Consider the following 24,445-nt stretch of genomic DNA (forward strand, 5'->3'; position numbering starts at 1 on the left):
GAATCACGGGAACAGTGGATAAGGGGGAAAATGATGAGTGATAACAATGTCAAAAGAGTTTTGGAATGCATCATCAACACATCCAATAATAATATTACCGTGACCGATGAAAAAGGATTCATTTTATTCACGAATCCTAACCATTGGTGGATATATGGAATCGAACCAGAACATTATCTTGGAAAATCCGTTTACCAGCTCGAAACGGAAGGAATCCTTTCACCTTCGATTTCCGCGATGGTATTGAAAGAGAAAACACCTGTCCAGATCATGCAGCATACGAAGACGGGAAAAATCGTCATGTCTACTGCCTATCCCATCTTTGATGAAGATGGTGAATTGATTCGTGTCGTCAGCTATGCCCAAGATCAAACTGAAATCAGGAACCTCCAGGATCAGTACGGTCAATTGGAGAAAAAGATTCAAGAATACCAATCGGAGGTCGAGGAACTTAGAGAACAGGAGGAGCTGATCTATCGCAGCAAGGAAATGCGGCAAATCGCCAAAACGATACACCGTGTTTCCAAAACGGATGCGACAGTCATGCTTCTTGGTGAATCCGGTGTAGGGAAGAGCGTATTCGCCCGCAGGCTGCACAATCAGAGTTACCGCAGCAAAGAGCCCTTCATCGAAGTCAACTGCAGTACCATCCCAGAAAGTCTTTTTGAATCTGAAATGTTTGGGTATGAAGCGGGATCCTTCACCGGAGCGCAGAAGCAGGGGAAACAAGGGCTAGTAGAACAAGCAGATAACGGAACCTTATTTCTGGATGAAATCGGTGAGCTTCCGCTGGATATGCAAGTGAAATTATTAAATGTCCTGCAAGAGAAGACTTTTAAAAGGGTGGGCGGAAAAAAAGAGCATAAGATAGATTTTCGGCTTGTAACGGCAACCAATCAAAACCTTGAAGAAATGGTGGAAAAGGGAACATTCAGGCTCGATTTGTATTATCGCTTAAATGTGATTCCCATCCAAATACCGCCATTACGAGAAAGAAAGGATGATATTGCCATCTTAATCAATCATAATCTCGAAATCATCAACAAGAAATACAAGTCAGATAAGAAATTGCACCCTTCCACTTACGAAATACTGATTCAGCATAAATGGTCAGGAAACGTGCGTGAATTGGAAAACCTGATTGAACGGCTCATTTTGACCTCGGAAGACTCCATAATTTTCCCTGGCTTTCTCCCCTCCCATTTCCATGGACAAGAATCTTTTGAGAAAATAGATGATACCCTAATGATTGACGATATGATGGTTGATGATAGTGATCTCAATACCGCCCTCGAGCAAGTGGAAAAATGGATGATGATGAAAGCGAGTAAAAAATGTAAGTCCACATATGAAATGGCTAAATTCTTAGGGATCAGCCAGCCTTCCGTCGTCAGGAAAATGAAGAAATATAAAGGTCATCTGCCCATTAAGTAAAAGGGAACTGAAAGAAACCATAAAAATAGGAGACCATCGCAATGAAGGTCTCCTATTTCTTACTTATTTGACACGCCTGCAGATTCAAATGTTGCCATTTCTTTAATGACCAATGTCGCTGCCTTAAGGATGGGGTATGACAGGGCAGCCCCTGTTCCTTCCCCGATTCTCATTCCCACATCGAGGATCGGCTCCTTGCCAAGCAGTTCTATGGCCGTTCTATGACCAGGTTCTGCAGATCGATGTCCAACAAACATATAATCAGCTGCACGTCCGGAAATCAGGTTTGCCAATACAGCAGCCGTGGTTGTAATGAAACCATCAACAAGAATGGGAATACGGTTATTCGCTGCAGAGAGCATGGCCCCTGCCATACCTGCAATTTCGAACCCGCCGATTTTCATCAAAATATTGATTGGATCATCAGGATTAGGATTTCTTAATGAAATCGCTTCTTCAATTATTCTTCGCTTATGTAAAATGCCTTCTGACTTCAATCCTGTTCCCTGCCCCACTAGTGATTCGACGCTTTTCCCGCTTACGATGGAGATGATGGCGGTACTGGAAGTCGTATTTCCGATTCCCATTTCACCAAGAATCAGGCAGTTCGCACCACGGGCAATCATTTTCTGTGCACGGTCATATCCAATTTCAAGCGCTTGAATTACTTCTTCCTTTGTCATCGCCTCTTCCTTATAAAAGTTTCTAGTTCCATTGCGGACTTTTCTAGAAGTTAACCCTGGTGCTTCGATATCTGCATCGATCCCTATATCGACAATGTCCAAGTAAGCATCTATCGCGCGGCTTAATACATTGATGGCAGCACCGTCATTCAGGAAATTAAGTGCCATTTGTTCCGTCACTTCTTTTGGATAAGCCGAAATACCTTCTTCCGTAATTCCATGGTCGGCCGCAAACACGATCACCCCCGGTTTCGAAATGTCCGGAAATGCCTCTCCTGTCATCTTGGCCAGTTCGATTATCCATTCTTCAAGCCTTCCTAAGCTTCCCTGAGGAACGGTCAGTGAATCAACATGTCCTTTAACCTGCCGTCCCATTTCTTCATCCAGCATCGGGATGGAGATGGCAGCTAACCCATTCGTCATATGTATACCCCCCACAATCCAAAATGAAAAACCTTAACCACAGGAAAAGGTTCTTATCCATCATCTGCTATAAATACAACTTAGTCTATATAATTATCCTCTTGGCTTTCTATTTACTTCGGCACTCCCATTTCATTTAATGGGTAGATACGAAATTTCACTTTGCCCATTAGTGATTTTTCAGAAATAAAACCAAATCTTCTTCCATCCCAACTATTCCTTCGATTATCCCCCATGACAAATAAATGACCGGCAGGTACCCTGGATTTCCCAAGTAAATCACTCAAGGTAAAATTCTCCGTCAGATTTTCTTCAGGTGGAATTTCCCCTTTTTTTATTTTCAAATATGGTTCTGTATACTTTTTCCCATTGATATATAAGATATCATCTTTCATTTCAACGCTGTCACCTGGTAAACCGATCACCCTTTTTATATAATTCTCTTCCGCGTCCGGAGCATAAAATACGACCATATCGAAGCGCTCCGGCTTTCCGATTTTAGCTACCACTATCCGGTCATCATTTTCATAAGTCGGCTCCATTGATTCACCTTTTACTGTAACTGGTGTAAATAAAAACTGTTGGCAAATGAATACGATCATTAAAGCGAATAAGATAGATTTCAACCACGAGAACACTTCACTTTTCATATTCTTCATAAGGACTCCCTCCAATCCATTGTGAACGGCTAAATCAACGATAATTGCTGTATTTTTGGCTGGCGCGCCAAAAACAATTCTTTAGCACTGTTTATCCCTTATGCTTAAGTTTGCCGTCGGTGATTTTTAGAAGAGATATTCCAAAAGAAATATCTGGAAAAATTGTAACATATCCTTTTATCGCTTGCGAGAATAATCATTTTTAATAAAAGGAGTAGAGAGCAAATCATGAAAAAAAGGATAGCGAGTTTTAGCTATCCTTTTAACATAGTACAAATATTGTTCCAAAACTTAGTATTTGTTCCAAGTTAATACAGTATCAAGTGGCAAACGGACTTTTTCAAAGCCTGCTTTAGTTCCTTTTCCAATGGAAATTAACATGACAGGTTTGAAGTTTTCCGGTACATTGAATGCATCCACAAATTTGGCTTCATCGAACCCACCCATTGGGACTGTATCGTATCCTTTTGCTTTTGCAGCTAACATGATCTGCATGGAAACCAAGCCACCGTCAATCATGGCTACACTTAAAGCCTTTTCAGCGGAAAAGTTTCCGTAATTATGCAGAATAGAGGCTACATATGGCTCTTTGATTTCATTCTTCATGATCCCTTTATTGACTAATTCACCATAAATCTTCTCTGCATTTTTGTAACCTTCTATATCAGCTAAAACGGCAATGACAGCAGATGCATCGACGACTTGTTGTTGGTTATTGGCGATTGGGAGCAATTCTTGTTGGGTTTGCTTATCTTGAATCACAAGGAATCTCCATGGCTGTAAGTTGGAAGAAGACGGTGCTTGAATCGCAATATCCAGGATTTCGCGAATTTCCTCTTCAGTCATCACGTATTCAGCATCGTACTGGCGAACAGATCTCCGTTCTTTTGCTACCGTAATGAAGTCCGTATCATTAAGGACTTTGGGCTTTTCAAGCGGTATATTCAATTCTTTCGATTTATTTAGGTACTCTTCTTTACTCATTATATTTTTTGTCATTTATAATGACCTCCATTTAACTGTAATTAATACAGGAACAGTATATAACTCATACTGTTCTTTTGTCAAATACAGTTTAAGAAAAACGAAACCATGTCAGTTTCGCTTTTCACATTAAGATTTCGAAAGTAAATCAGCAATCGTTTTCTGCTCCAAGCCTTGTATAATCCAGCTCTCCATCTCGTTTTTTAAACCGCATAAAGCTTCGCGTGAAGATGGTTGAAAGCATTTCTTATCATTCACATCAAGAAAGCCCTTTGAAAAAGGTTCGGATTTAATTGCAGCGTATATATCTGCAAGAATGATTTGTTCGGGATTTTTGGCAAGTGAATATCCCCCATCCCTGCCTTCCTTTGCTTGAATCAGCCCTGCCTTCACTAAATTACTTAATATTTTTCTAAGAAAGCCGGACTCCGAATCAAGCTTATCAGCCAATTTATTACTATTGCATAATCCATCATGATCAGCAAGAACAAGCAGGGCTTGTACTGCAAGACTAAACCACATTATACTGGAAACCTTTTCTGACATTTCTTTCACCTCTCCCCTCTACTTTAAACTATTTTTCGATGAATATACAACGTTGCATCGAACAAACCTGCCAAAATCTCTTTTTAATGAACACAACCGGGAAAACCCTTTTTGGAACGATGAATCCCTCACCAAATCTATCCTTCCAATACATGCTTTTCATCATTTTTAAAAAATACAAAAAAATAAATAGACAAATTACTTGTCTTACAAATTATTTCTTTAGGAATATGGTAAACTTACTTAATAGAATAGCTCAGGAAGTGAATGAATGATGCTGAAATCAATAAATGAACAAATGGATAAAATCATGCCTCTCATCACACCGTTAAGCGTGGTGATTGGGGTACTATTGGCCGAACATCTAATGGATTACACTTTTCTTGTTCCATGGATATTCGCCTTCATAACATTTTCCGGAAGTTTAGGCTCCAACTTTAAATCTTTGCAACAGGCTGTCACCCACCCTTTACCTGTTTTCATAGTATTGCTCATCCTTCATATGCTCATGCCTATTTGGGCTTTTGGTCTCGGCCACTTAGTGTTTCATGGTGATGCCTTCACAATTACCGGCCTAGTCCTGGCTGTAGTGATACCAACCGGTGTCACCAGTATGATCTGGGTATCCATTTATAATGGGAATGCCATACTTGCCCTAACCATTATCTTGATCGACACCCTACTCTCACCATTCATCGTTCCTTACAGTGTTTCCCTTTTTGGAGGCGGTTCGATCGAAATGGATTTGGGGTCGATTGTGAAAGGATTAATCGGAATGGTCGTTCTTCCCTCCATGCTTGCCTTGTTCTTGAATCAGGCTACAAAAGGGAAAATACAATCTACACTTTCCCCCCGCTTAGCTCCATTTTCCAAGATAAGCGTTGGAATCGTAGTCATATTGAACAGTTCAAAAATCGCTCCTTACTTAACCCATTTCGATAAGAAATTAATGATCATGGCCTTCCTGGTTTTGTTCATAGCTGCTTCAGGGTATGCCCTTTCTTGGATGGTCGGTGCATATTTAAGATGGGATAAGGAGGATATCATCACCTTGACATTTACAGGGGGGATGCGGAACATCAGTGCTGGAGCCGTTCTTGCAACCGCCTATTTCCCTGCTGCCGTCGCTGTTCCCGTTGTACTTGGCATGCTATTTCAACAAATGCTTGCCTCCTTTTTTGGCTATGTCATGGAAAAGCATTTTCACCGTGGTATGAATGAAGGGTGATCCGCAGAATGATTATTTCTCAAGCATCCTTTTTCCCTTTCATTTATATTCCAATTATAATAGGTAAGTGGAACATATTTACATGATTATCCATTACAAATCCTTGGAGGTATTGAAGATGAAAGTTGTTGCAATAGTGGGAAGTATTCGTAAAGAGTCTTACAACCTTAAGCTAGCAAAATATATTCAAACTAGATATCAAGATCGGTTTGATCTCGAAATCTTGAACATTCGGGATTTACCTTTTTATGATCAAGATATTGAAAATGACCCTCCATTAGTTGTAAAAGAATTTAAAAGCAAAGTGGCCGAAGCAGATGCAGTCTTGTGGGTAACACCTGAATACAATGGTACGATTCCAGGCGTATTGGGCAATGCAATCGATTGGTTATCACGTGTCGATAAAGTCTTGATCGGCAAACCTTCATGGATCATGGGTGCGTCAATGGGGCAATTAGGAACGGTTAAAGCTCAATTGCATTTGCGTGAGATCCTATTCGCATTAGGCATCTCCTCCCCGCTCCTTCCCGGAAATGAAGTATATGTTGGTGCAGTGCATGACAAAATCGATAACGAAGGCAGGCTTACACATGAGTCGACTGTCCAGTTTATCGATACGGTCGTCGATAACTTCATTAGCTGGTATAATCATCACACTCGTTAATGCTTTTTTAACAAGAATCCCAGCAGGAATGATCCTGCTGGGATTCTTGTTGCATCATAAAAGAGGAATTAAACTAAATTCATCCTCTTCCCGCTTGAAATGCAGGGTATTTTGTCATTCCTCCGTCAGCGAATAGAGTGATGCCCGTTACATAACTGGATTCTGAAGATGCCAGCCATGCAGCAACCGCAGCAATTTCTTCAGGCTTTCCGATATACCCCATCGGAATCATGCTTTCAAGATCTTTTTTCTTTTCGGGATCTTCAAGCTTGTCGGCATTTATTGGCGTGGCGATGGCTCCAGGACCAATGCTGTTCACACGGATCCCTTTTGGTGCATATTCAAGAGCCAGGGTTTCCGTAAGCAGCTTCACCCCGCCCTTGCTTGCCGCATAGTGAACAAATAAAGGCCAGGGAATCATCTCATGTACACTGGACATGTTTATAACATTCCCTTTAATATCGTTCTCGACAAAATACTTGATAGCTTCACGGCAACCTAGGAAATTTCCGGTTAGATTGGTATTGATTACCCTATTCCAGTCGCTTAACGGCATCTCGTGAGATGGAACCGGATTTTCAATTCCTGCATTATTGATGAATATATCGAGTTTCCCGAAATTATTTATCGCTGATTGGACAAGGTTAATGACATCTTCTTCAATGGTGACATCGCCTTTTACTGCAATGGCTTCCCCACCATTTGTTTTGATTTCTTCCATTACACTATCTGCTTCCTCTAATTTAGTACGATAATTAACCACGACCTTTGCCTTTTCCTTAGCAAAGCGAATGGCCATCGCTTCTCCTAAACCAGTGGATGAACCCGTTATAACAACGACCTTACCCTCTAAATCTGTATACATTTAATCACCCTCCAATTAACTTTTTGCCAACCCGAGCATAATCCCAGCTATGATGATCAAGATTATTCCAATTACAATTCCAATTAGTTGACGCTTCGTTTTCTTTTCACGTAAAATGATGATCCCGCCAATAGTTGAGATGACTATGCCCATTTGCGAAAGGGAAAAACTAGTAGCCACTCCCACACGGGGCTGGGATATGAATAAAAACATATTCCCTGCAGCCCATATCAATCCCGGAATGATATTGCGAATCGTATATTTGTTAAACGGTTTATGTTTAAAAGTCAATAACAGACCGCCTAGCACCATCCCTATCGCTTGAGGGAACAACGCTGACCACCCGTCAACGTCAAAAAGACGGGCTACGACCACATAAACCAAATAACCGAATGTCGAGATGAGGAGAATAACAATTCCTTTCTTCAAGTTTCCCGACTTGCCCTCTTTCGATTCTTTATCTTCCAAGGAGGTCAAGACGATTCCTATAATAATGAAGACTAAAGCCAAAACGCCTAAAATAATCGCTTTCATTGTAGACCATTCATTAAAAACTATGACCCCGAATAAGGTGGTTGAAATGAGCTGCAATCCTGTTGATATTGGCATGGTTTTGGAAACTCCCATTAAATCAATGCTCTTAAGCTGATTAGCTTGTCCAACAGCCCAAAACAATCCAGATACGACTCCGACTCCAAACACCAGGAGTGACAATTTAATATCTGCGAAAATATAAACACCAATTGAAAAAATCAAGGCGCCAATCGTTGTACCTAGTGTTTGACTATAGGGTCCACCCCCGAGTTTCACATTAAATAAAACGATGCTTCCCCAGAATAATGCCGGCAAGAGAGCTAATAATATATCCATTTACAACCCCCATATATGTAAGTTCAAACTAAGCAGTAAATTTCATTTTGTCTTCTTAATATGTTCGCATTATTTGAATTGACCCTTGGTAATTTTATGAAGTGTTTCCCCTAAAGTAGTGTTCAACACAAAAAGGGCTGCAGACGCAGCCCTTTTTAATGATACTGATTGATGCTAGCCACCATGTTGATGATGTTGCATGTCCATTTCCGAATCATCAGCGACTTTGAAATAATCACTTTCCTAAACAGCCGTCGTACGGATAATGATGATGGAGAAAGTTTTATATTAACATTAATTAAAGCTTTAAAAGAGGAAGTATCCCCACATCTTACTGCAAATCCTTTTTATTGTACGGGCCTCATAGTTACTGTGAATTTATGAGTTGGTAATGAATGTTCATACTCAAATATCGGCAGCGTAAGTTACTGCTGTCTTTTTTTAAAAGATTATAAAAAAAGCAAACCTTATGTAGGTTTGCTTCTTTTCTTAGATAATGAAACTTACTTCTTCAAATGATATGGCACAGTCGTAACAACCACATTTCTTCTATAAAGTAAGTAGGCGCGAATCAGTAAACTTGATTGGTTATGAAGTATATTGTGCCAGCCCTTCTTTGGAATGAATTGGGGGATGATCACCGTAACTTTATAATTGGCTTCACTAGCCTTATGTTCAACCGTATCCACAAATTTAGTTAGTGGCTGAATGATACTTCTGTAATAAGAATTCAGTGTAACGAGTCTTACATCTGGTTGCCATTTTTTCCATTTTTCCACGAATTTCTTTTCATCTTCTCTTTCAAAAGCAACATATACGGCAATAACCTGATTTGCTGATAGAGATTTTGCATAATTTAAAGAGTTCTCAACCACGTGAGTTATACCCGCCACGGGTACAATGATGATATTTCCTTCAATTGGTAAGATCGGCTCACATGTTGTAATCCTTAGTTGGTCACCAACTGCTTCATAATGCTTTCTAATTCGATGAAAAATTAAAATGATGATAGGTAAAAAAATCAAAACAGGCCAAACCTGAGTAAATTTGGTTAAAAAGAATATCATCGTGACGATAAAGCTAATCATGGCACCAATTGAATTAATGGTTAATTTCATCATCCAGCCTTTTGGCTTTTCGCGAATCCATTTAACAATCATCCCGGTCTGGGACAACGTAAATGGAATGAATACCCCTACCGCATAAAGCGGAATGAGATTTTCTGTATGTCCTCCAAATGCGACTATTAAGATGATCGATGCAAGTCCCAGTATGATAATTCCATTAGAATACCCTAATCGGTCCCCTCTTATCGTAAACGCCCGTGGAATGAATTTATCCTTCGCAAGATTTACCGCAAGCAGAGGGAAAGCCGAATAGCCAGTATTGGCTGCCAGTATCAAGATCAATGCAGTCGTACCTTGAATGAAGAAATACATGAAATTCCGTCCAAAGATCTCTTCAGCAATCTGGGAGACGACCGTTACCTCCGCGCTTGGAACAATGCTTAAATAATAGGCCAAGTATACGATTCCCGAAAATAATACTGCTAGTAAGGAACCCATGGCTATTAAAGTTTTCGCAGCATTATTCGGGGCTGGATCTTTAAAGTTCGGGATTGCATTGGAAATCGCTTCGACTCCTGTCAATGCGGAGCTTCCTGATGCGAATGCTCTTAGCAGTATAAATAAACTGATGCCCGCTACCGGAGTCCCGATGGACGTGTGCAATTCCGGTGAAACCCCACCCGTCAAAATCTTGTAAATCCCGACACCAATCAAGATGAACAATGCTAAAACGAATAGGTACACCGGATAGGCCAAAACAGAGGCCGACTCCGTAACCCCCCGAAGGTTCAGGATTGTAAGCAGAATGACGAAAATGATGGCTATGATGACATTATATGAATGCAGGCCAGGAAAAGCGGACGTGATGGCATCCGTACCTGCAGAAACACTTACAGCGACAGTTAATATATAATCCACCAATAAGGATCCTCCAGCTATCAACCCTGGATTGACACCTAAATTGTTTTTTGAAACCACATAGGCCCCCCCGCCATGTGGATAAGCGAAAATTATTTGTCTATAGGACAAAATCAAAGCAGTTAACAGGATCAATACCCCAATCGCGATAGGGATGGAATACCAGAATGCCGCAGCACCGACCGTGATAAGGACGATTAATATTTGCTCCGGTCCATAAGCAACCGAAGACAAAGCATCAGAAGATAAAATCGCCAAAGCCTTTGTTTTGTTAAGCTTTTGTTCACCAAGTGCATTTGATTTTAAAGGTCTCCCAATCAAGAACCTCTTTATAGAAGATAACATCAAGAATTCACCACCATATTTAATTTATAAGTTTATGTTACCCAGCTGTAGCAAAAAACAAGACGAAATAGAAAAATGCCTACAAGTCATAGCTAAATAGACCTGTAGACATTAATTTTTTTGTCTAACAAGCTCCACCTTCCTTCTCATATAACGCTTACGAGGTTAGCTGTCGGATTCGGACCTAAGAGTAGCCCTACCTTGAAAGGATTCACCCCTTGGATTGTAGTAACAATCCCAATAACGGGTCCCCCGCACCATAAGGTTTAAGCGATTTAGAAATATGAAACTGTTGATTATCATACTCCCGTGAAATGAAAAAGTAAATGAAAATTTTGCACATTAATAGAATAATCTTTGTAGGTGTAGTTTTGTTCTTGACGTATATAACATAAGTCATGCAAACACATGGTTCGAAGGGAGGAAAGAAGGTAAGTAAACGTCTAAAAAGAAAAAAATCAAGGAGTCAATGAACAAAAGATGGTCAGAAAAAGGAAAAAATGATCGCCACATGGAGATCGTGAAGGACGAATAGTAACAATCTGCCCCCAGCTTGAATCATTAAACTTGCATTGATTTTCGCTTTTCGATTCCCCTTTATTCGTACAACCGGGGGCATTATCCCACTGATCCACCCTAATTAGTTCCTTCCTTCTTGAATTGGTCTCAAATTGCTTTTTTTAAAGACAAAATATTTCTGGCCAATATAGTTAAGAACTGTGTAAAAAATTGCTCCTATCAGCACAGCCACGTTTTGTTGAATGGGTAAATGAACGGATCCTTCCATTGATTCTGCAATAGCTTGGCCTAAAGAATATGCGGCGGAATAACAAATCAGGATGACGCAAAAGAAACGTGCAACTCCTCTCCGCCATTCTATATCGCTTTTAAAGGTAAAAGTTCTGTTCAAAAGAAAACTCGTTACAGCTCCCGTACCATTACCGATAAAGGTGGAGACCCAGTAAGAGAATTCAAGAACATTCATGAGAAAAAGCATGATGGAAAGTCCAAGCGCTGTATTGACTATCCCAACCAATAAAAAGCGGATAAAGGAGTTAGTGTGTTTTAGATAGTTTTTCAATACTGTTCCGTTCATTGTCTAGTTGCTCCCGTTTTTTTAAATCGAGCGGATTAAATAGATCCAGATCAACTATATATTTAGGCCGGCGTTTGGATTCATTATAGATTTTACCGATATATTCCCCAATCAAGCCGACAGCAATCAACTGTAGTCCACCGATCAACCATATGGAGGTGATTAATGAGGTCCATCCAGTTTCGGTCTGCCCATAAAACTTTAACCATAAAAAGTAAGACCCAAAGAGTAAGCTAATGAAAAAGGAAAGACATCCTAGCCATAATACAAGCCGAATCGGTGTAACTGAAAAGGAAGTAATGCCATCAAGCGCAAAAGCAACCATCTTCTTAAATGGATATTTCGTTTCCCCAGCCAATCTTTCTTTTCGGTCATAATAAACAGAGTCCGTCTTAAACCCAATGAGCGGTACGATCCCCCGTAAAAAAAGATTCGTTTCATCAAATCGTTCCAACTCCGCGATCGCCCTCTTACTCATTAGCCGGAAATCGGCATGATTATAGACAAGGTTAACCCCCATCTTGTTCATCATTTTATAAAAACCAGTTGCAGATGTTCGTTTAAAAAATGAATCAAGATCCCTTTTCTGGCGGACACCGTATACAATTTCACACCCTTCATTGAATTTTCGAATGAATTCAGGGATGACTTGAATATCATCCTGTAAATCTGCATCAATGGAAATCACACAATCCGAGGCTTCTTTGGCTGTAAACAATCCTGCCAGAAGTGCATTTTGATGTCCTGCATTCCGGGAAAGCTTTAGCCCACGAACAAGTTCATTATTAATCGTTTCCTTATAAATGATCTTCCATGTTTGATCTTTACTTCCATCATCAACCAATAGAATTTTACTTTGACCAGAAACAACGTTTTCTTCGACTAACCCCCTCACCAATCCACAAAGTTGGGTAATGGTATCCTGCAATACGCTTTCTTCGTTATAACAAGGTACAACAATCGTTAGTATCGGTGAATTCACTCTATTCCCCCCTTTTCACATGACTCTGTATAAATAAATTTTCCACACGCTTCCTTTTTTCGTGAAAATCCTATCTAGTACCAATCCGTTTTCCTTCGCGTTCTTGATTGGTAGGGCAGAAAATATATACTTGCCACCTAATCCTTTAAACGCATCCATATTAAGGTCTAAATTTTCCAGCTCTTTCTTCGAGCTTTTCTTGAACATATAATGCTTCCCAAGCTCATCGGTAAATAGGTAACAACGTCCTCCCCATTCATCAAAGTAGATTCTGATGTTTTTATTCTTAGCCAATTCGTTTTCAATTATTTGACGAAATTGATGTTTGTAAGTAAGCGGATAGAAATTGTTATAGCTATCTAGCGTGTAAAATCCATTAAATTGTGCAATTGCGGGATGCAGCCCAATGCTGGCAACACGATATTCTTCCTGCGGAAGGTCAATATGATCTTTTATTTCCTGAAAAAGGCTTTCTGAATAGAACTCTTTAAAAGAAGGTTTTTTATTATGAGTGATTTCTTCATTGAAACCCATTAAGACAATAATTTGAACGGCGATGAAAATAGAAAGGGTTTTCTTAGCATAATCGCTGTGTTCCCAAATGATTTTTACCGCGAGGGCAAACCCCACGTATATTACCATCGGCCTTAAAAAGTGAAATCTTGCAAAATTAAAGGTATCCAGAGTGTGAAACCTTTCCGTTAAAGGAAGCCAGCCTTTATAAAACCAAAATGCGTACCATGCTGAGAGGATAAAATTCAAGCAAAATAAAAAAACATATACCTTTTCCTGTCTCCACAGTTTTTTGGTCAGAATAATATAAAGGGCAAAGATGGTAATCGGCAGGATGATAAGCGCATGTACAGTCATGACATGCGTATGGCCAAGAACGAAATTTTTGAATGTAAGCTTAATGACCCACTCGAGGGGCAGCCTTGCGTGAAAATATTCATCTCTGCTGTTTGGCTCCGAATCAAAAATGAATGAAGCGACCAAACGATACTCCACCATTCCAAAAATGACGGTCATATACACGATTGAAAGAAGAAACGTTATATTCCACCCTTTTCTCCTGATCACATCCGTTAGCCATAGAAACCCCATTGCAACAAGGAAAAAGAAAAAGCCAAGCACGATGCTTGAATAAAGCGGTAAAAGTGTAAGGACCAAATAATTCTTCCAAGAATGGTCCTTGCTGCGAATATTCAAAAAAGCCCAAAGTGCAAGCGGCATCCCAAGTGTACTGAGCATTCCCGATGGCCAAAATGGGGTAAGGGCAAAGGCTAAGGATGTTCCAACCCTAATCCAGCCTGATCGGCTTCCTGTAATCAAATGTTTCTTTAATAGGATATACATACCAAAGAATGCAATATACCTTGTTAATGCCTGGCTTATTGCATATGCAACCATTGTCGGAAAAAGAGCATAAAGCCACACGATAATACTGAACTCACTGCCAAAAGCATTTCGGGGCAGCCCATTCATAATCTGGGGAACTTTGGCGTCTATTGCACCGAATAACTCACCGCTTTCTGAAAGGACTTTATACCAGGCAAGGTTGGAATCCAAATTATCATGTACGCGAATATGCGCATTTTCCCCAAGGATGAATAAAGGAGAAAGATATAAAAAAATGACGAGTAAGGCAAAAAGGATTTGAACTCTCTCTTGATTTTCAATTGGCAAAATATACACCTCTTGACCAAATTCATATATCCATAATATTTGCTTCAAAGGTAAATCTATTCTATTTCAGGGATTTATTTTAACCTATTTTGAAATAGGTCAACCAATGACCACATAAAATGAAGGGTAGAACAAAAAGCATATTAAAGAACCTTAAAAAGGGGCTGGGCTATGATAAAGAAAGCGGTGATTCCAGCAGCCGGTTTAGGAACACGATTTTTACCTGCCACGAAAGCTCAACCAAAGGAAATGCTGCCGATTGTCGATAAGCCGACCATTCAATATATTATCGAGGAAGCGGTACAATCAGGGATTACAGATATTATCATCGTTACGGGTAAAAACAAACGTGCCATTGAAGATCATTTCGATAAATCAATTGAACTTGAAATGCTTCTGCAAATGAAAGGTCAAAATGATCTGCTTAACATCGTGGAGAACATTTCCAACATGGTGGATATCCACTATGTAAGACAAAAGGAACCTTTAGGTCTGGGGCATGCGGTTTTATGTGCCAAAACTTTTATCGGAGACGAACCTTTTGCCGTCCTGTTAGGGGACGATATCGTGGATAGCCAGGTTCCAGCTTTGAAGCAGTTAATGGAACAGTATAACAAGGTTCGTACGAGTATTATCGGATGTAAGGAAGTGTCACCTGCAGATGTCTCCAAGTATGGGATCGTAAATTTCCAAGAACGATATGAGGATTTATTTCTGGTAAGAAACTTGGTGGAAAAGCCAAAAGTGGAGGATGCACCATCAACACAGGCGATTATTGGCCGATATATTTTATCACCTGCGATTTTTGAAATCCTTGAAACCGTACAGCCCGATCGGAAGGGGGAGATCCAGCTTACCGAAGCTTTAGACCTTTTGTTAGAAAAGGAACCATTATACTCGTATATCATCGAAGGAAATCGATATGACGTCGGCGATAAATTCGGCTTCCTCCAAGCTTCATTAGATTTCGCCATGAAACGACCTGAACTTCGTGATCAGCTAATAACATATTTAAGGCAGCTGTTCCCTTAATGAAATTAATATACCCCCGCCCAATTACCTAGAGGTGATTGGGCTATTTCGGGTTCACGCCTTTGGTTGTAAAATGATCCACTAACATATCCCTTACCATAATCTCTAAGCAAAATATAACTGTTTATTATAAACGCTTCCGTGAAATGTAAAAGCAAGTGAAAATGTTCGACATAGAAAGAATAATTTTTAATCAGGGAGGTTATGTTGATAACGTATCCTTCATTATTGATCCTAACGACGATTTCCAGAAAGGGCTGTTGTAAAACACATGCACAAAAAAACTAATACTCCAATAATATCCGATGATTTTTTAGATCAAGTGGTTAAGGAAATCAATGCACAATTTGGCGGGCCCATTAATGAAAAAAATGATCGTTTCCTGCATGGGGACGATCAAGAAAGAACTTGAATCCCACATCATTAATCCAAAGCTTTCATGAAAGACTCTGGCTCTATTCATCCAGAGTTTTTTTTGCTAACTTATGAAACTTTATTTTCCCCATAGAAATATTTCCCCTTTCTATAACAACTTGTCCAAACCGTTTTAGCTTATCCTCATAGAATGATTACATGTAATTATTTTATAGAAAGGGGAAAAACTACATTGAGCCACGCTGATGATGTATTCCGCACTTCTCCAAAGGTTCCAAAAGGAAGGCTGATTTCCGGACATACAAAGGAGTTTCAAACTGATCCCATTGGCTTTCTGACCCGCTTGGCCAAGGAATATGGGGAAGTCGCTAAATTCCGTTTTGGACCATTCCATAATGTTTATCACATTTTAAATCCTGATTTAATAAAACAAATACTCGTAACAAAACAAAAATCCTTCGTCAAATCCAAGGACTTCAATGTTCTAAAACCGCTTGTCGGTGAAGGTCTACTTACAAGCGAAAAAGACTTTCATATGCGACAGAGAAGGCTTATCCAACCCTCTTTCAAAAAGACTCATATTAGCCAATACGCCAAGGATATGATTGATACCACAATGGATTATATATCAACTTGGCAACATAATGATGAACGGATTATAACGAAGGATATGATGAACATCACTCTCGGGATAATCAGCAAGACCATGTTCAGCATGGAATTCAAGGGTGGGTATGAAATTGTTGGAAAACCGCTGGAAACTGCATTAAGAATAACAATCAAAAGGATGAGAAAGATTTTTCGTATGCCATTATGGGTACCGACTAAAATCAACCGTAAATATAAAAAGGCGATACAAAGGCTTGATAAAGTGATTTACGGCATAATTGAAAAACGGAAGAACGACACAGTAAAACATGAAGACATGCTTGGGATCCTGATGGACGCCCGTGATGACAAAGACGGATTGGGTATGACAAGCCTTCAGGTCCGTGATGAATTAATGACTATTTTTCTTGCCGGTCATGAAACGACAGCAACTGCTCTTTCCTGGGCACTGTATGAAATTTCGAAACACCCAGAAATTCAATCCAAGCTTTTCAGTGAAGTGAATAGCATTATCGGTCACCGGACACCCAAGGCTGAAGATTTCATGAAATTACCATACACTCAAAATATCATTCATGAAACACTTCGCGTTTATCCGCCATCGTATATTTTATCCCGTGATGTGGCGGAGGATGTCGTAATAGGAGGATATCGCTTCAAAAAAGGCGATATGATTCTAATAAGTTCTTACGTGATGCAGCATAATCCAGAGTATTTTGATCAACCTGAATCATTTATTCCAGAGCGATTTGAAAATAACTTTTTGAAAAGCCTGCCTGCGTTCGCTTACTTTCCATTTGGCGGAGGACCTCGGGTTTGTATTGGCAATCATTTTGCCATGATGGAAGCGGTGTTTGTCCTGGCCTGCATTGCAAAGCGGTATAGGATAAAGCTTGCTCCTGACCATCATGAAGTAACCCCCCTTCCGACCCTTACACTCAGACCAAAGAATGGACTGCGCATGGTGATAGAAGATAGGGATGCAGAAGCCTTCGAACCTGGAGAATCATATTTTTGAAGTATTATGAATGATCTCAAATAAAAATAACGTTCATATTGGTTCGATTAACTCCAATAACAGGCTGGCCTATTCTTTTTAGAAAGGAGGGATGAAAATATGTATATGCTCCATTCACCACGGAATGGAATCATCCACACTGAATTGCACTATTTAGGGATGGCCTCGCAGGTATTTACCGATTTTTTGGAATTTATAAGTGAAATTGAACCGATACAAGAAACGGAAAACCTACAGCCGGCCCCTATTCTCTTTTTATATGAGAACGGATAGTCTCGTTAGATTTTCCTATATTGAAGAAAACCGACCTTGAAAGTAACCGGTTCTGATACCTGTCTCAATCGATTTATTTGTTCTAAAAAATGTATGTTATTATGTACAACTATTTGCACCGAGTTTTGCGGTGATTTTAGTATATTTCAATAAAAAAAGCACAGTTATTTAAACTGTGCTCTTCTTTTGAAAAAGCCTTCTTAGTTGCTGCTTTCAAAGCCATATCATCATCGCTGACCATACGCCACTTGTCCGTTTTTATCATCTGCTTAGTTAATAACAACTGTGCCATCGTCGTATAAGTATGGTTAACGTGTAACCCATCTACATACCAAAAAAAATCACCTATCAGTTTGCTTTTCGTTTGATTCATTTCATAAATTCCAAATATTTTTAGATAATAAAGACTACTCCTTCTTTTCTGATTAGGAGTCTATTCCAATTCACCTGCCTAAATTGACATTTTTCCGATTCATGATATATTAATATAGTTACTTTAGTACGTAAAAGCGTTCAATAATAGAAGAACTTTTTAGTTTTATTTATAGACTATTTTATTAAAATAATGAATGAAAGGCATGAATAAAATGGAGCAGACTCATCAAGATTTAAAAAAGGGCCTATTGCCGCGGCATGTCCAGTTCATTGCTTTAGCAGGAATGATAGGAACAGGGATTTTTAAGGGGAGTTCCGATACATTAAATATGGCAGGTCCAAGTGTTGTAATAGCCTATATAATTGGGGGGCTGTTGTTATTTATTGTAATGGCCGCATTAGGAGAGATGGCAACCGCTTTTCCTAATTTGAACGTACAACATCTCATTAATAAAGCTTTTGGGTTTCAACTATCCTTCATAGTCGGATGGCTCTATTGGTTTAATTGGATTATCGTAATCATTGTAGAAATAGTCGCTGCCGGCAGTTTTCTACAATATTGGTTTCCAACAGTGCCATTATGGCTGTTAAGCATACTTTGCGCTTCGGTAATCATAGGAATTAATTTATTTCAAGTAAAATACTATGGAGAACTCGAATTTTGGTTTGCGGGAATTAAAATAATAACCCTAATTGCCTTTATTATTTTAGGAGCTTTGATCCTGCTAGGACTTTTTCCTAGTTCGGCTTCATTTTCTAATTACACGGAACATGGTGGTTTTTTCCCAAAAGGAATTGACGGAATGTTAAGTGCACTTTTAGTGGTAATGTTTTCATATGGGGGCGCAGAATTAATTGGTGTAGCCGTCACGGAAACAAAAGATAGTCAGCGGGTCATACCAAAAATAATTAAAGGAACAGTATGGCGGGTGATTCTTTTCTATGTCTTGCCGATACTTATTATTTGTGGGGTAATACCTTGGAACCAGGTAAGCACTGAAGTAAGTCCTTTCGTTCAGGTTTTCAGCTTATCGGGTCTTCCCGGAGCAGCCGATATTATGAATTTCGTTCTTTTAACCGCTGTGTTATCAGCTGCAAATTCAGGTATATACGCTACCTCAAGGACATTGTTCACTCTTTCCCAGAATGGGGAAGCGCCTAAGGCATTTTTAAAAACAACCAAAAAGGGTATCCCGCTTAATGGTATATTTTTAACTACATTATGTATATTGGCTGGTGTATTTTTATCCTATTTGACTCCCGACCTGATTTTAAGCTACCTTATGGCCATTCCTGGATTCACAGTTTTATTATTATGGATCAGCATTTGTTCCGCGCAATTGAAGCTGCGTAATCAATACACTGGTAAACCAGGTTTCCGGGTAAAATGGTACCCATATACAACTATATTAGCCATCACTGCTTTAAGCATTATCTTTTTGGCATTTATCTTTAATAAGCAAAACATCATTGGGACCACAGTGTGTCTTGTCACGTTAGCAATATTCATCCTTCTCTCTTTTATTGTCAAACGAAAAAAATAGAAATATTATAACCCCTCTTAATTTTAATAGAGGATTTCAGACTGTAGACAAACTCGATGAAAGTCGAGTTTGCCTACAGTCTTTTTAGTGCTAGAACAATTTGAACGTCGATTGGAACGTAGGGCACCCGCTTTCCGCGGGCGGTCCGGAAGCCTCCTTGGCGCCTTTGCACCTGCGGGGTCTCCCTTGCACTCGCTTTTCCCGCAGGAGTCTCGTCCCTTCTGTTTCAATCAACTGGAATGTTTTTTTAAAACTATAGGCCAACTGGCGGTTCTTTAAATTTATCTACAGTCTGGCGGTTCCATCAATAGAAATGGTCTCACCCCTAACCATGATTTTAAAACAAACTTGGGTTATACCCTTTGGGATCAAACCCTCTTTGAATTGAAGAAATTTGCGACACCCCTGCCGAATAAAACTGGCTAGTCGAGACTCCACAGCCGCTTGCTTTGATGAGGATTGGCAGACAGTCGGCGGAAAGGGAGCGGATTTCTGAAATCAACTGCAACTTTTTTCTGAAGAATAAAAGGGAAACAAATTTGGATTTAAAATACCCCATTTGCTCCATTTTCAATATACATATGTTAAAATAACCAATGAACCAATCATCCTACAAATTCGAGGTGTGTATTTTGACCATATCCAAAACAAATCGCTTATCACTTGTAGAGCAAGTCGTTTCCCAAATCGAATCGTTAATCGAATCAGGTGAATGGAAAATTGGAAATCAAATCCCCCCTGAAATGGATTTGATCCAACAGTTCGATGTAAGCAGAAATACATTAAGAGAAGCTGTACGATCACTTGTTTATGCAGGTCTTTTAGTAACGAAACAAGGAAAAGGAACATTCGTAAGGTCATCAAGTGCCTTGGGGGCTGCATTTGAAAGAAGGATCCAGCAGTCAAGTATATTAGAAACGTTAGAGGTCCGTCATGCCCTTGAAAAAGAGGGAGCTCAGTTAGCGGCATTAAGACGTAATCAAGAAGATATAGATCGATTGCGGTTTCATATATCAGCATGCAGTAAAGCTGCCGGGGCAAAGGATATCAAGGCTTACGAAGAAGCCGATATACAGTTACATAAATCGATTATGGCCTCATCACATAATGATTTATTGATTGATTTGTACGAACATATGGAACACTCCCTGAATGAATCCATCCATCAGATAGTGGAGATGAGTTCTGATGTGAACTTTCATTTGAACATTCATTGCAATCTTGTAGATGCCATCATCGAACAAGATGCGAACCGGGCAATCGAAACAGTGAATGAATACATTGCACAATTCAAAAAATCTTTAGAGTAAGTAAGGAGAAGATTATGGGCATTAATCAAGCGGCAAATCAACTAGAACAAACAAAAATGGATATTAAACCCAAGGTTGGACTACTCATCATCGGAATCATTCTTCTTGGGGCAAATCTTAGGGCTCCCTTAACATCTGTTGGCCCCCTTGTCACTTCGATCCGTGATAACTTGGGGATATCCAATACATTATCAGGTTCATTAACGACATTGCCTCTGCTTTCTTTCGCTTTATTATCACCATTTGCACCTAGGATAGCACGGCGTTTTGGAATGGAGCTCACACTTTTCCTTTCCTTGATATTATTAACAATCGGGATTGGGGTACGCTCAGCTGGCGGAGTGCCGACATTGTTCATAGGGACCATTTTAATCGGGTTAGCCATTGCAATCGGCAATGTATTGTTACCCAGTCTGATTAAGCATAACTTTGCCAGGAATATCGGTTTGATGACAGGAACCTATGCTGTTTCCATGAATTTATGCGGCGCAATAGGTTCCGGGATCAGCATTCCCCTTGCTTCTTCATCGGGATTGGGGTGGGCTGGTGCACTTGGATGTTGGGGAATCTTATCACTTATTACAGTCTTCTTATGGATGCCGCAATTAAGACGGCCATTCAAGTCAGGTAAGGATGTACAAACGGCACAAAAGGATAAAAAGATTAACTTATGGCGTTCTGGATTAGCCTGGCAGATAACATTCTTCATGGGATTACAATCGTTTATTTTCTATACAGTAATTACCTGGATGCCGGAAATCCTGGAGCAAAAAGGCCTGAACGCTGATGAGGCCGGCTGGATGCTATCCATCATGCAGCTTGCCGTCATTCCCATAACATTCCTTGTGCCAATTTTAGCTGGCCGCCTACAAAGTCAGCGTCTGTTAGTGGTCCCGCCTGTCGTCTTCCTTATCGCAGGGATATTCGGCATATTATATGGAAGCACTCTGTTCATACCAGTTTGCATGATATTGATTGGAATTGGAGTCGGAACCGTATTCAGTTTATCCATGATGTTTTTTAGTCTTCGAACACAAAGCACCCATGAGGCGACGGAATTATCAGGAATGGCTCAATCATTCGGGTACCTCTTAGCTGCCATTGGACCAGTATTATTCGGATTGCTTCATGACATTACACACAGCTGGACAGTTCCCTTATTGATGTTGGCCGCAATATCGGCACTTATTTTCATTGTTGGAATGCGTGCAGGAAATAATGAATATGTAACTACTCAATAAAACCAGTCATTTCTGAGAAGATATAAAAGGTTAAACGGCTATGGCCCCGGTATTGTACCGGGGTCATTTTCTTAGCAGCCACTGAGAGCAATACGACAGTTCTTGATCCGCCAAATCCTTAAGTGACTCCATCCCGAAAAGAGACCCTCCCCATCAAGGGCACCCTGTGTTTATCCAAAATTAGCATGGTGGGTGAACTTAGATATTTAGACTATAGTTAGCGAAGTAAAAACATTGACCTGCTTCCGATCCCCAGTTTTGGAAACGGTGTTTTATAAGCTCCAAATGAAGGGAAATAGCCGATTTTAGAAGGCATCATTTCATGTTTTAAAATTCAAGAGAATGATCTGTGGTTTAAATTGAGAAGTGAATGTATGGCGTTCTCGCTTTGGTCATTTCGGGGCTCCCTTATCTTTAGTAAATTATCAACCTTAAACTCTGTCAGATAAGTAATGCGTTTCACCTTCTCCTTTTGGAGAAAAAAGAAATGACCCAGGCTTAATGACGAGGTAGTTTATTAGCTGCATATTACTGCTCATTATCAGGGGGGTAAAATACAAAGTGAATAAATGCCTTAAGACTGGTCTCAATCAATGTCTTCTTCAAATGGATATAAAATATTAGGATTTAAACCATACCTATCAATGAAATTCTTTCGAGTGAACATCTTGATTTCTTTTAATTCGGAAGGAGTTGGAAACGAAGAAACTTTATATACAGGAATGTGTTCAATATTAATTAGCTGCCCTAAATCTGTGGTTATTAAGATATCAAACCCGTTTTTTCTAAAAAGTGAATCTATATCGGAAAAATCCATTACAAAAATATTTAGCTTGTTTCCGAAATGATGTTTTAATACCTCACGAATATAATCTTTCTCTACATATGAACGACAAATTAATGCAGTCTCTATAACCATTTGGTTTTGTTTTCTTAAAATTGAAGCTTGGACCAACATGAATATTTCCAATATTTCTATATTTTCAAAAGAAATAGTAAATTCATCTGATATACATTGTGCTATATCTTCAATAATTCCGAATAACAGATTATTTTCAAAATAAGGAACGAACTGTAAAATATTATTTATCCTTGTATCCGTTATTAACTGAAAGTCAAACGATATCCCACGAAGAGTTTGCGCAAATTCGTACATAAAAATATCATCCTGGGAAACATCCAACCCAATTTTCGTTGATAAATTACTTAAAAATTGACTTAGAGGCTTACCGCTATCCGAATTAATTTTGGAACGAATGTAACGAAGCTCTTGGGTACGATTTAAAGACATTTCTTCGCTCATTAGATATAAGGAAAAAAATAAAATTTCCCGAATCTGTTTCTCCCTATTTGGACATTTCACCATGAATTTGAATAGTTTCTTTGATATATCAAATGCTTTGGATTTTTCATTTTCATCTATAACAACTTTTGGGAATGTCACAAAACAATTGTGGGTTATTCGAATGTTAGAGATATGTAGGATTATCGCTAGTCTTTGAATGGCACCCATGTGTAAAGAGGTTGTATGTTCCTTCAATAGCTCCAGTAGAGTGTCTTGAAAATCCTTAAGATTAAAAGATGTAATAAAATCGTTTAAATTGCCTGACATATACTCTACATACTGCATGATGAATCGCCTTACCTTTTTTTCATCACCAACAATTTTAAACGGACTATTTGATAATTGAACTTCGGCATTTTTTAATACCTCTTCTATTTTCTCTAACTGTCGGTACACTGTGGAGCGACTGATATGCACTTTTTGAGTAATATACTTTATCGTCACTCCATTGTTAAAAAGAATTAATTCCAAGGTTTGAAAATAGGTATTTTCACTTTTCAGATGAAACCAAAGCTCTTCCAAGGTGCCGTGTTTAGGTTTCAATAATCTTACGCCCTGAACTTCATTCTTTTCGATTTTCCATTCAGGTGGAAGATTTGAACTCATATGTAATATATCCCGCCATAATGTGCTTTTCGAATAGCCTGTTTTTTTGGATAGTTCCGTTAAACTGCACCAGTTATCTTCATAAAATAAATGATACAGCAGTTTTGAATACCGATCATTAAATCGATTCATACAATCACCTTTAACTTTATTGATTTTCATATCTTCTTATTAAAACTATTAATATTCATGTTGAGTATTAATGCCTAACATTTATAATTTTCACACACTTTTTTTAAAATTAACAGAAAATACGCACTACTTACT

The 24,445-nt window shown here is 39.2% G+C and carries 21 protein-coding genes and 1 riboswitch; of the genes, 9 read left to right on the plus strand and 12 right to left on the minus strand.

What is annotated here, in order from left to right; translation table 11 throughout:
- Positions 1 to 33 precede the first annotated feature (33 nt).
- Positions 34 to 1,434 (plus strand): sigma-54 interaction domain-containing protein, encoded by a 1,401-nt coding sequence (locus tag FNK51_RS08230; RefSeq protein ID WP_377413126.1) that lies wholly within the window; start codon positions 34 to 36, stop codon positions 1,432 to 1,434.
- A 59-nt stretch (positions 1,435 to 1,493) separates the two neighbouring features.
- Here the strand turns inward: FNK51_RS08230 and cobT are convergent, their stop codons facing one another.
- The 4 genes from cobT to FNK51_RS08250 form a co-directional block, all read right to left on the minus strand.
- A complete protein-coding gene (cobT, locus tag FNK51_RS08235; RefSeq protein WP_098373366.1) occupies positions 1,494 to 2,540 on the minus strand; it encodes a nicotinate-nucleotide--dimethylbenzimidazole phosphoribosyltransferase in 1,047 nt (348 codons plus the stop codon).
- Positions 2,541 to 2,653: 113 nt separating this feature from the next.
- Entirely contained in the window at positions 2,654 to 3,199 is a 546-nt protein-coding gene (gene lepB / locus FNK51_RS08240; protein ID WP_141993014.1) for a signal peptidase I, read from the minus strand.
- Positions 3,200 to 3,490: 291 nt separating this feature from the next.
- Entirely contained in the window at positions 3,491 to 4,198 is a 708-nt protein-coding gene (locus FNK51_RS08245; RefSeq protein ID WP_141993015.1) for a nitroreductase family protein, read from the minus strand.
- Between the two features lie 114 nt (positions 4,199 to 4,312).
- Positions 4,313 to 4,729 (minus strand): RrF2 family transcriptional regulator, encoded by a 417-nt coding sequence (locus tag FNK51_RS08250; protein WP_076367661.1) that lies wholly within the window; start codon positions 4,727 to 4,729, stop codon positions 4,313 to 4,315.
- A gap of 274 nt (positions 4,730 to 5,003) precedes the next feature.
- Here FNK51_RS08250 and FNK51_RS08255 point away from each other — a divergent pair, with 274 nt between their 5' ends.
- Together FNK51_RS08255 and FNK51_RS08260 are read left to right on the plus strand one after the other, a co-directional pair.
- Complete coding sequence (locus FNK51_RS08255; protein WP_141993029.1) at positions 5,004 to 5,957, plus strand: bile acid:sodium symporter family protein; 954 nt, start codon at positions 5,004 to 5,006, stop codon at positions 5,955 to 5,957.
- Between the two features lie 118 nt (positions 5,958 to 6,075).
- Entirely contained in the window at positions 6,076 to 6,621 is a 546-nt protein-coding gene (locus FNK51_RS08260) for an NADPH-dependent FMN reductase (protein WP_096340244.1), read from the plus strand.
- A 79-nt stretch (positions 6,622 to 6,700) separates the two neighbouring features.
- On the opposite strand, the gene FNK51_RS08265 is transcribed toward FNK51_RS08260, so the two are convergent.
- From FNK51_RS08265 to FNK51_RS08290, 6 genes are all read right to left on the minus strand, one after another.
- A complete protein-coding gene (locus FNK51_RS08265) occupies positions 6,701 to 7,486 on the minus strand; it encodes a glucose 1-dehydrogenase (RefSeq protein ID WP_141993016.1) in 786 nt (261 codons plus the stop codon).
- Positions 7,487 to 7,501: 15 nt separating this feature from the next.
- Complete coding sequence (locus FNK51_RS08270) at positions 7,502 to 8,356, minus strand: RhaT/GlcU family sugar-proton symporter (protein WP_141993017.1); 855 nt, start codon at positions 8,354 to 8,356, stop codon at positions 7,502 to 7,504.
- 503 nt (positions 8,357 to 8,859) lie between these two features.
- Positions 8,860 to 10,686: an APC family permease gene (locus FNK51_RS08275; protein WP_141993018.1), complete on the minus strand. Its 1,827-nt coding sequence runs from the start codon at positions 10,684 to 10,686 to the stop codon at positions 8,860 to 8,862.
- Positions 10,687 to 10,824: 138 nt separating this feature from the next.
- Positions 10,825 to 10,969, minus strand: a riboswitch (cyclic di-AMP (ydaO/yuaA leader).
- A 357-nt stretch (positions 10,970 to 11,326) separates the two neighbouring features.
- Positions 11,327 to 11,782: a GtrA family protein gene (locus FNK51_RS08280; RefSeq protein ID WP_098373376.1), complete on the minus strand. Its 456-nt coding sequence runs from the start codon at positions 11,780 to 11,782 to the stop codon at positions 11,327 to 11,329.
- Positions 11,742 to 12,764 carry a glycosyltransferase family 2 protein gene (locus FNK51_RS08285; RefSeq protein WP_098373377.1) on the minus strand — a complete coding sequence of 341 codons (1,023 nt, stop codon included), beginning with the start codon at positions 12,762 to 12,764 and terminating at the stop codon, positions 11,742 to 11,744. Before FNK51_RS08285 ends, FNK51_RS08280 begins: the two co-directional genes overlap by 41 nt.
- A 15-nt stretch (positions 12,765 to 12,779) precedes the next feature.
- Positions 12,780 to 14,444 (minus strand): DUF6044 family protein, encoded by a 1,665-nt coding sequence (locus FNK51_RS08290; protein WP_483296117.1) that lies wholly within the window; start codon positions 14,442 to 14,444, stop codon positions 12,780 to 12,782.
- A 177-nt stretch (positions 14,445 to 14,621) separates the two neighbouring features.
- On the opposite strand from FNK51_RS08290, the gene galU reads away from it, so the two are divergent.
- The 3 genes from galU (at position 14,622) to FNK51_RS26470 (ending at position 17,757) form a co-directional block, all read left to right on the plus strand.
- Complete coding sequence (gene galU / locus FNK51_RS08295) at positions 14,622 to 15,482, plus strand: UTP--glucose-1-phosphate uridylyltransferase GalU (protein ID WP_098373378.1); 861 nt, start codon at positions 14,622 to 14,624, stop codon at positions 15,480 to 15,482.
- A gap of 607 nt (positions 15,483 to 16,089) precedes the next feature.
- Positions 16,090 to 17,484: a cytochrome P450 gene (locus tag FNK51_RS08300; RefSeq protein WP_286178604.1), complete on the plus strand. Its 1,395-nt coding sequence runs from the start codon at positions 16,090 to 16,092 to the stop codon at positions 17,482 to 17,484.
- Positions 17,485 to 17,583: 99 nt separating this feature from the next.
- A complete protein-coding gene (locus FNK51_RS26470; protein ID WP_181762219.1) occupies positions 17,584 to 17,757 on the plus strand; it encodes a hypothetical protein in 174 nt (57 codons plus the stop codon).
- Positions 17,758 to 17,893: 136 nt separating this feature from the next.
- On the opposite strand, the gene FNK51_RS08305 is transcribed toward FNK51_RS26470, so the two are convergent.
- Positions 17,894 to 18,130: a hypothetical protein gene (locus FNK51_RS08305; protein ID WP_141993020.1), complete on the minus strand. Its 237-nt coding sequence runs from the start codon at positions 18,128 to 18,130 to the stop codon at positions 17,894 to 17,896.
- A gap of 214 nt (positions 18,131 to 18,344) precedes the next feature.
- On the opposite strand from FNK51_RS08305, the gene FNK51_RS08310 reads away from it, so the two are divergent.
- The 3 genes from FNK51_RS08310 (at position 18,345) to FNK51_RS08320 (ending at position 22,227) form a co-directional block, all read left to right on the plus strand.
- Positions 18,345 to 19,676 (plus strand): amino acid permease, encoded by a 1,332-nt coding sequence (locus tag FNK51_RS08310; RefSeq protein ID WP_098373399.1) that lies wholly within the window; start codon positions 18,345 to 18,347, stop codon positions 19,674 to 19,676.
- Positions 19,677 to 20,308: 632 nt separating this feature from the next.
- Positions 20,309 to 20,986, plus strand: coding sequence for a FadR/GntR family transcriptional regulator (locus tag FNK51_RS08315; protein ID WP_098373382.1), 678 nt, complete (start codon positions 20,309 to 20,311; stop codon positions 20,984 to 20,986).
- A gap of 14 nt (positions 20,987 to 21,000) precedes the next feature.
- Positions 21,001 to 22,227 carry a CynX/NimT family MFS transporter gene (locus FNK51_RS08320; RefSeq protein ID WP_098373383.1) on the plus strand — a complete coding sequence of 409 codons (1,227 nt, stop codon included), beginning with the start codon at positions 21,001 to 21,003 and terminating at the stop codon, positions 22,225 to 22,227.
- A gap of 586 nt (positions 22,228 to 22,813) precedes the next feature.
- On the opposite strand, the gene FNK51_RS08325 is transcribed toward FNK51_RS08320, so the two are convergent.
- On the minus strand, positions 22,814 to 24,310 hold the full coding sequence (locus FNK51_RS08325; protein WP_179891181.1) for a BglG family transcription antiterminator: 1,497 nt from the start codon (positions 24,308 to 24,310) through the stop codon (positions 22,814 to 22,816).
- Positions 24,311 to 24,445 lie beyond the last annotated feature (135 nt).

Origin of the sequence: Bacillus sp. B4EP4a (assembly GCF_006680105.1) — a bacterium.
Taxonomy (GTDB): Bacteria; Bacillota; Bacilli; order Bacillales; family DSM-1321; genus Peribacillus; species Peribacillus simplex_E.

What these genes read in the sequence shown, in the direction of transcription:
- FNK51_RS08230 (WP_377413126.1), top strand. Translation starts at nt 34, where the DNA reads ATGAGTGATAACAATGTCAAAAGAGTTTTGGAATGCATCATCAACACA.
- cobT (WP_098373366.1), bottom strand. Translation starts at nt 2,540, where the DNA reads ATGACGAATGGGTTAGCTGCCATCTCCATCCCGATGCTGGATGAAGAA.
- lepB (WP_141993014.1), bottom strand. Translation starts at nt 3,199, where the DNA reads ATGAAGAATATGAAAAGTGAAGTGTTCTCGTGGTTGAAATCTATCTTA.
- FNK51_RS08245 (WP_141993015.1), bottom strand. Translation starts at nt 4,198, where the DNA reads ATGACAAAAAATATAATGAGTAAAGAAGAGTACCTAAATAAATCGAAA.
- FNK51_RS08250 (WP_076367661.1), bottom strand. Translation starts at nt 4,729, where the DNA reads ATGTCAGAAAAGGTTTCCAGTATAATGTGGTTTAGTCTTGCAGTACAA.
- FNK51_RS08255 (WP_141993029.1), top strand. Translation starts at nt 5,004, where the DNA reads ATGCTGAAATCAATAAATGAACAAATGGATAAAATCATGCCTCTCATC.
- FNK51_RS08260 (WP_096340244.1), top strand. Translation starts at nt 6,076, where the DNA reads ATGAAAGTTGTTGCAATAGTGGGAAGTATTCGTAAAGAGTCTTACAAC.
- FNK51_RS08265 (WP_141993016.1), bottom strand. Translation starts at nt 7,486, where the DNA reads ATGTATACAGATTTAGAGGGTAAGGTCGTTGTTATAACGGGTTCATCC.
- FNK51_RS08270 (WP_141993017.1), bottom strand. Translation starts at nt 8,356, where the DNA reads ATGGATATATTATTAGCTCTCTTGCCGGCATTATTCTGGGGAAGCATC.
- FNK51_RS08275 (WP_141993018.1), bottom strand. Translation starts at nt 10,686, where the DNA reads ATGTTATCTTCTATAAAGAGGTTCTTGATTGGGAGACCTTTAAAATCA.
- FNK51_RS08280 (WP_098373376.1), bottom strand. Translation starts at nt 11,782, where the DNA reads ATGAACGGAACAGTATTGAAAAACTATCTAAAACACACTAACTCCTTT.
- galU (WP_098373378.1), top strand. Translation starts at nt 14,622, where the DNA reads ATGATAAAGAAAGCGGTGATTCCAGCAGCCGGTTTAGGAACACGATTT.
- FNK51_RS26470 (WP_181762219.1), top strand. Translation starts at nt 17,584, where the DNA reads ATGTATATGCTCCATTCACCACGGAATGGAATCATCCACACTGAATTG.
- FNK51_RS08305 (WP_141993020.1), bottom strand. Translation starts at nt 18,130, where the DNA reads ATGAATCAAACGAAAAGCAAACTGATAGGTGATTTTTTTTGGTATGTA.
- FNK51_RS08310 (WP_098373399.1), top strand. Translation starts at nt 18,345, where the DNA reads ATGGAGCAGACTCATCAAGATTTAAAAAAGGGCCTATTGCCGCGGCAT.
- FNK51_RS08320 (WP_098373383.1), top strand. Translation starts at nt 21,001, where the DNA reads ATGGGCATTAATCAAGCGGCAAATCAACTAGAACAAACAAAAATGGAT.
- FNK51_RS08325 (WP_179891181.1), bottom strand. Translation starts at nt 24,310, where the DNA reads ATGAATCGATTTAATGATCGGTATTCAAAACTGCTGTATCATTTATTT.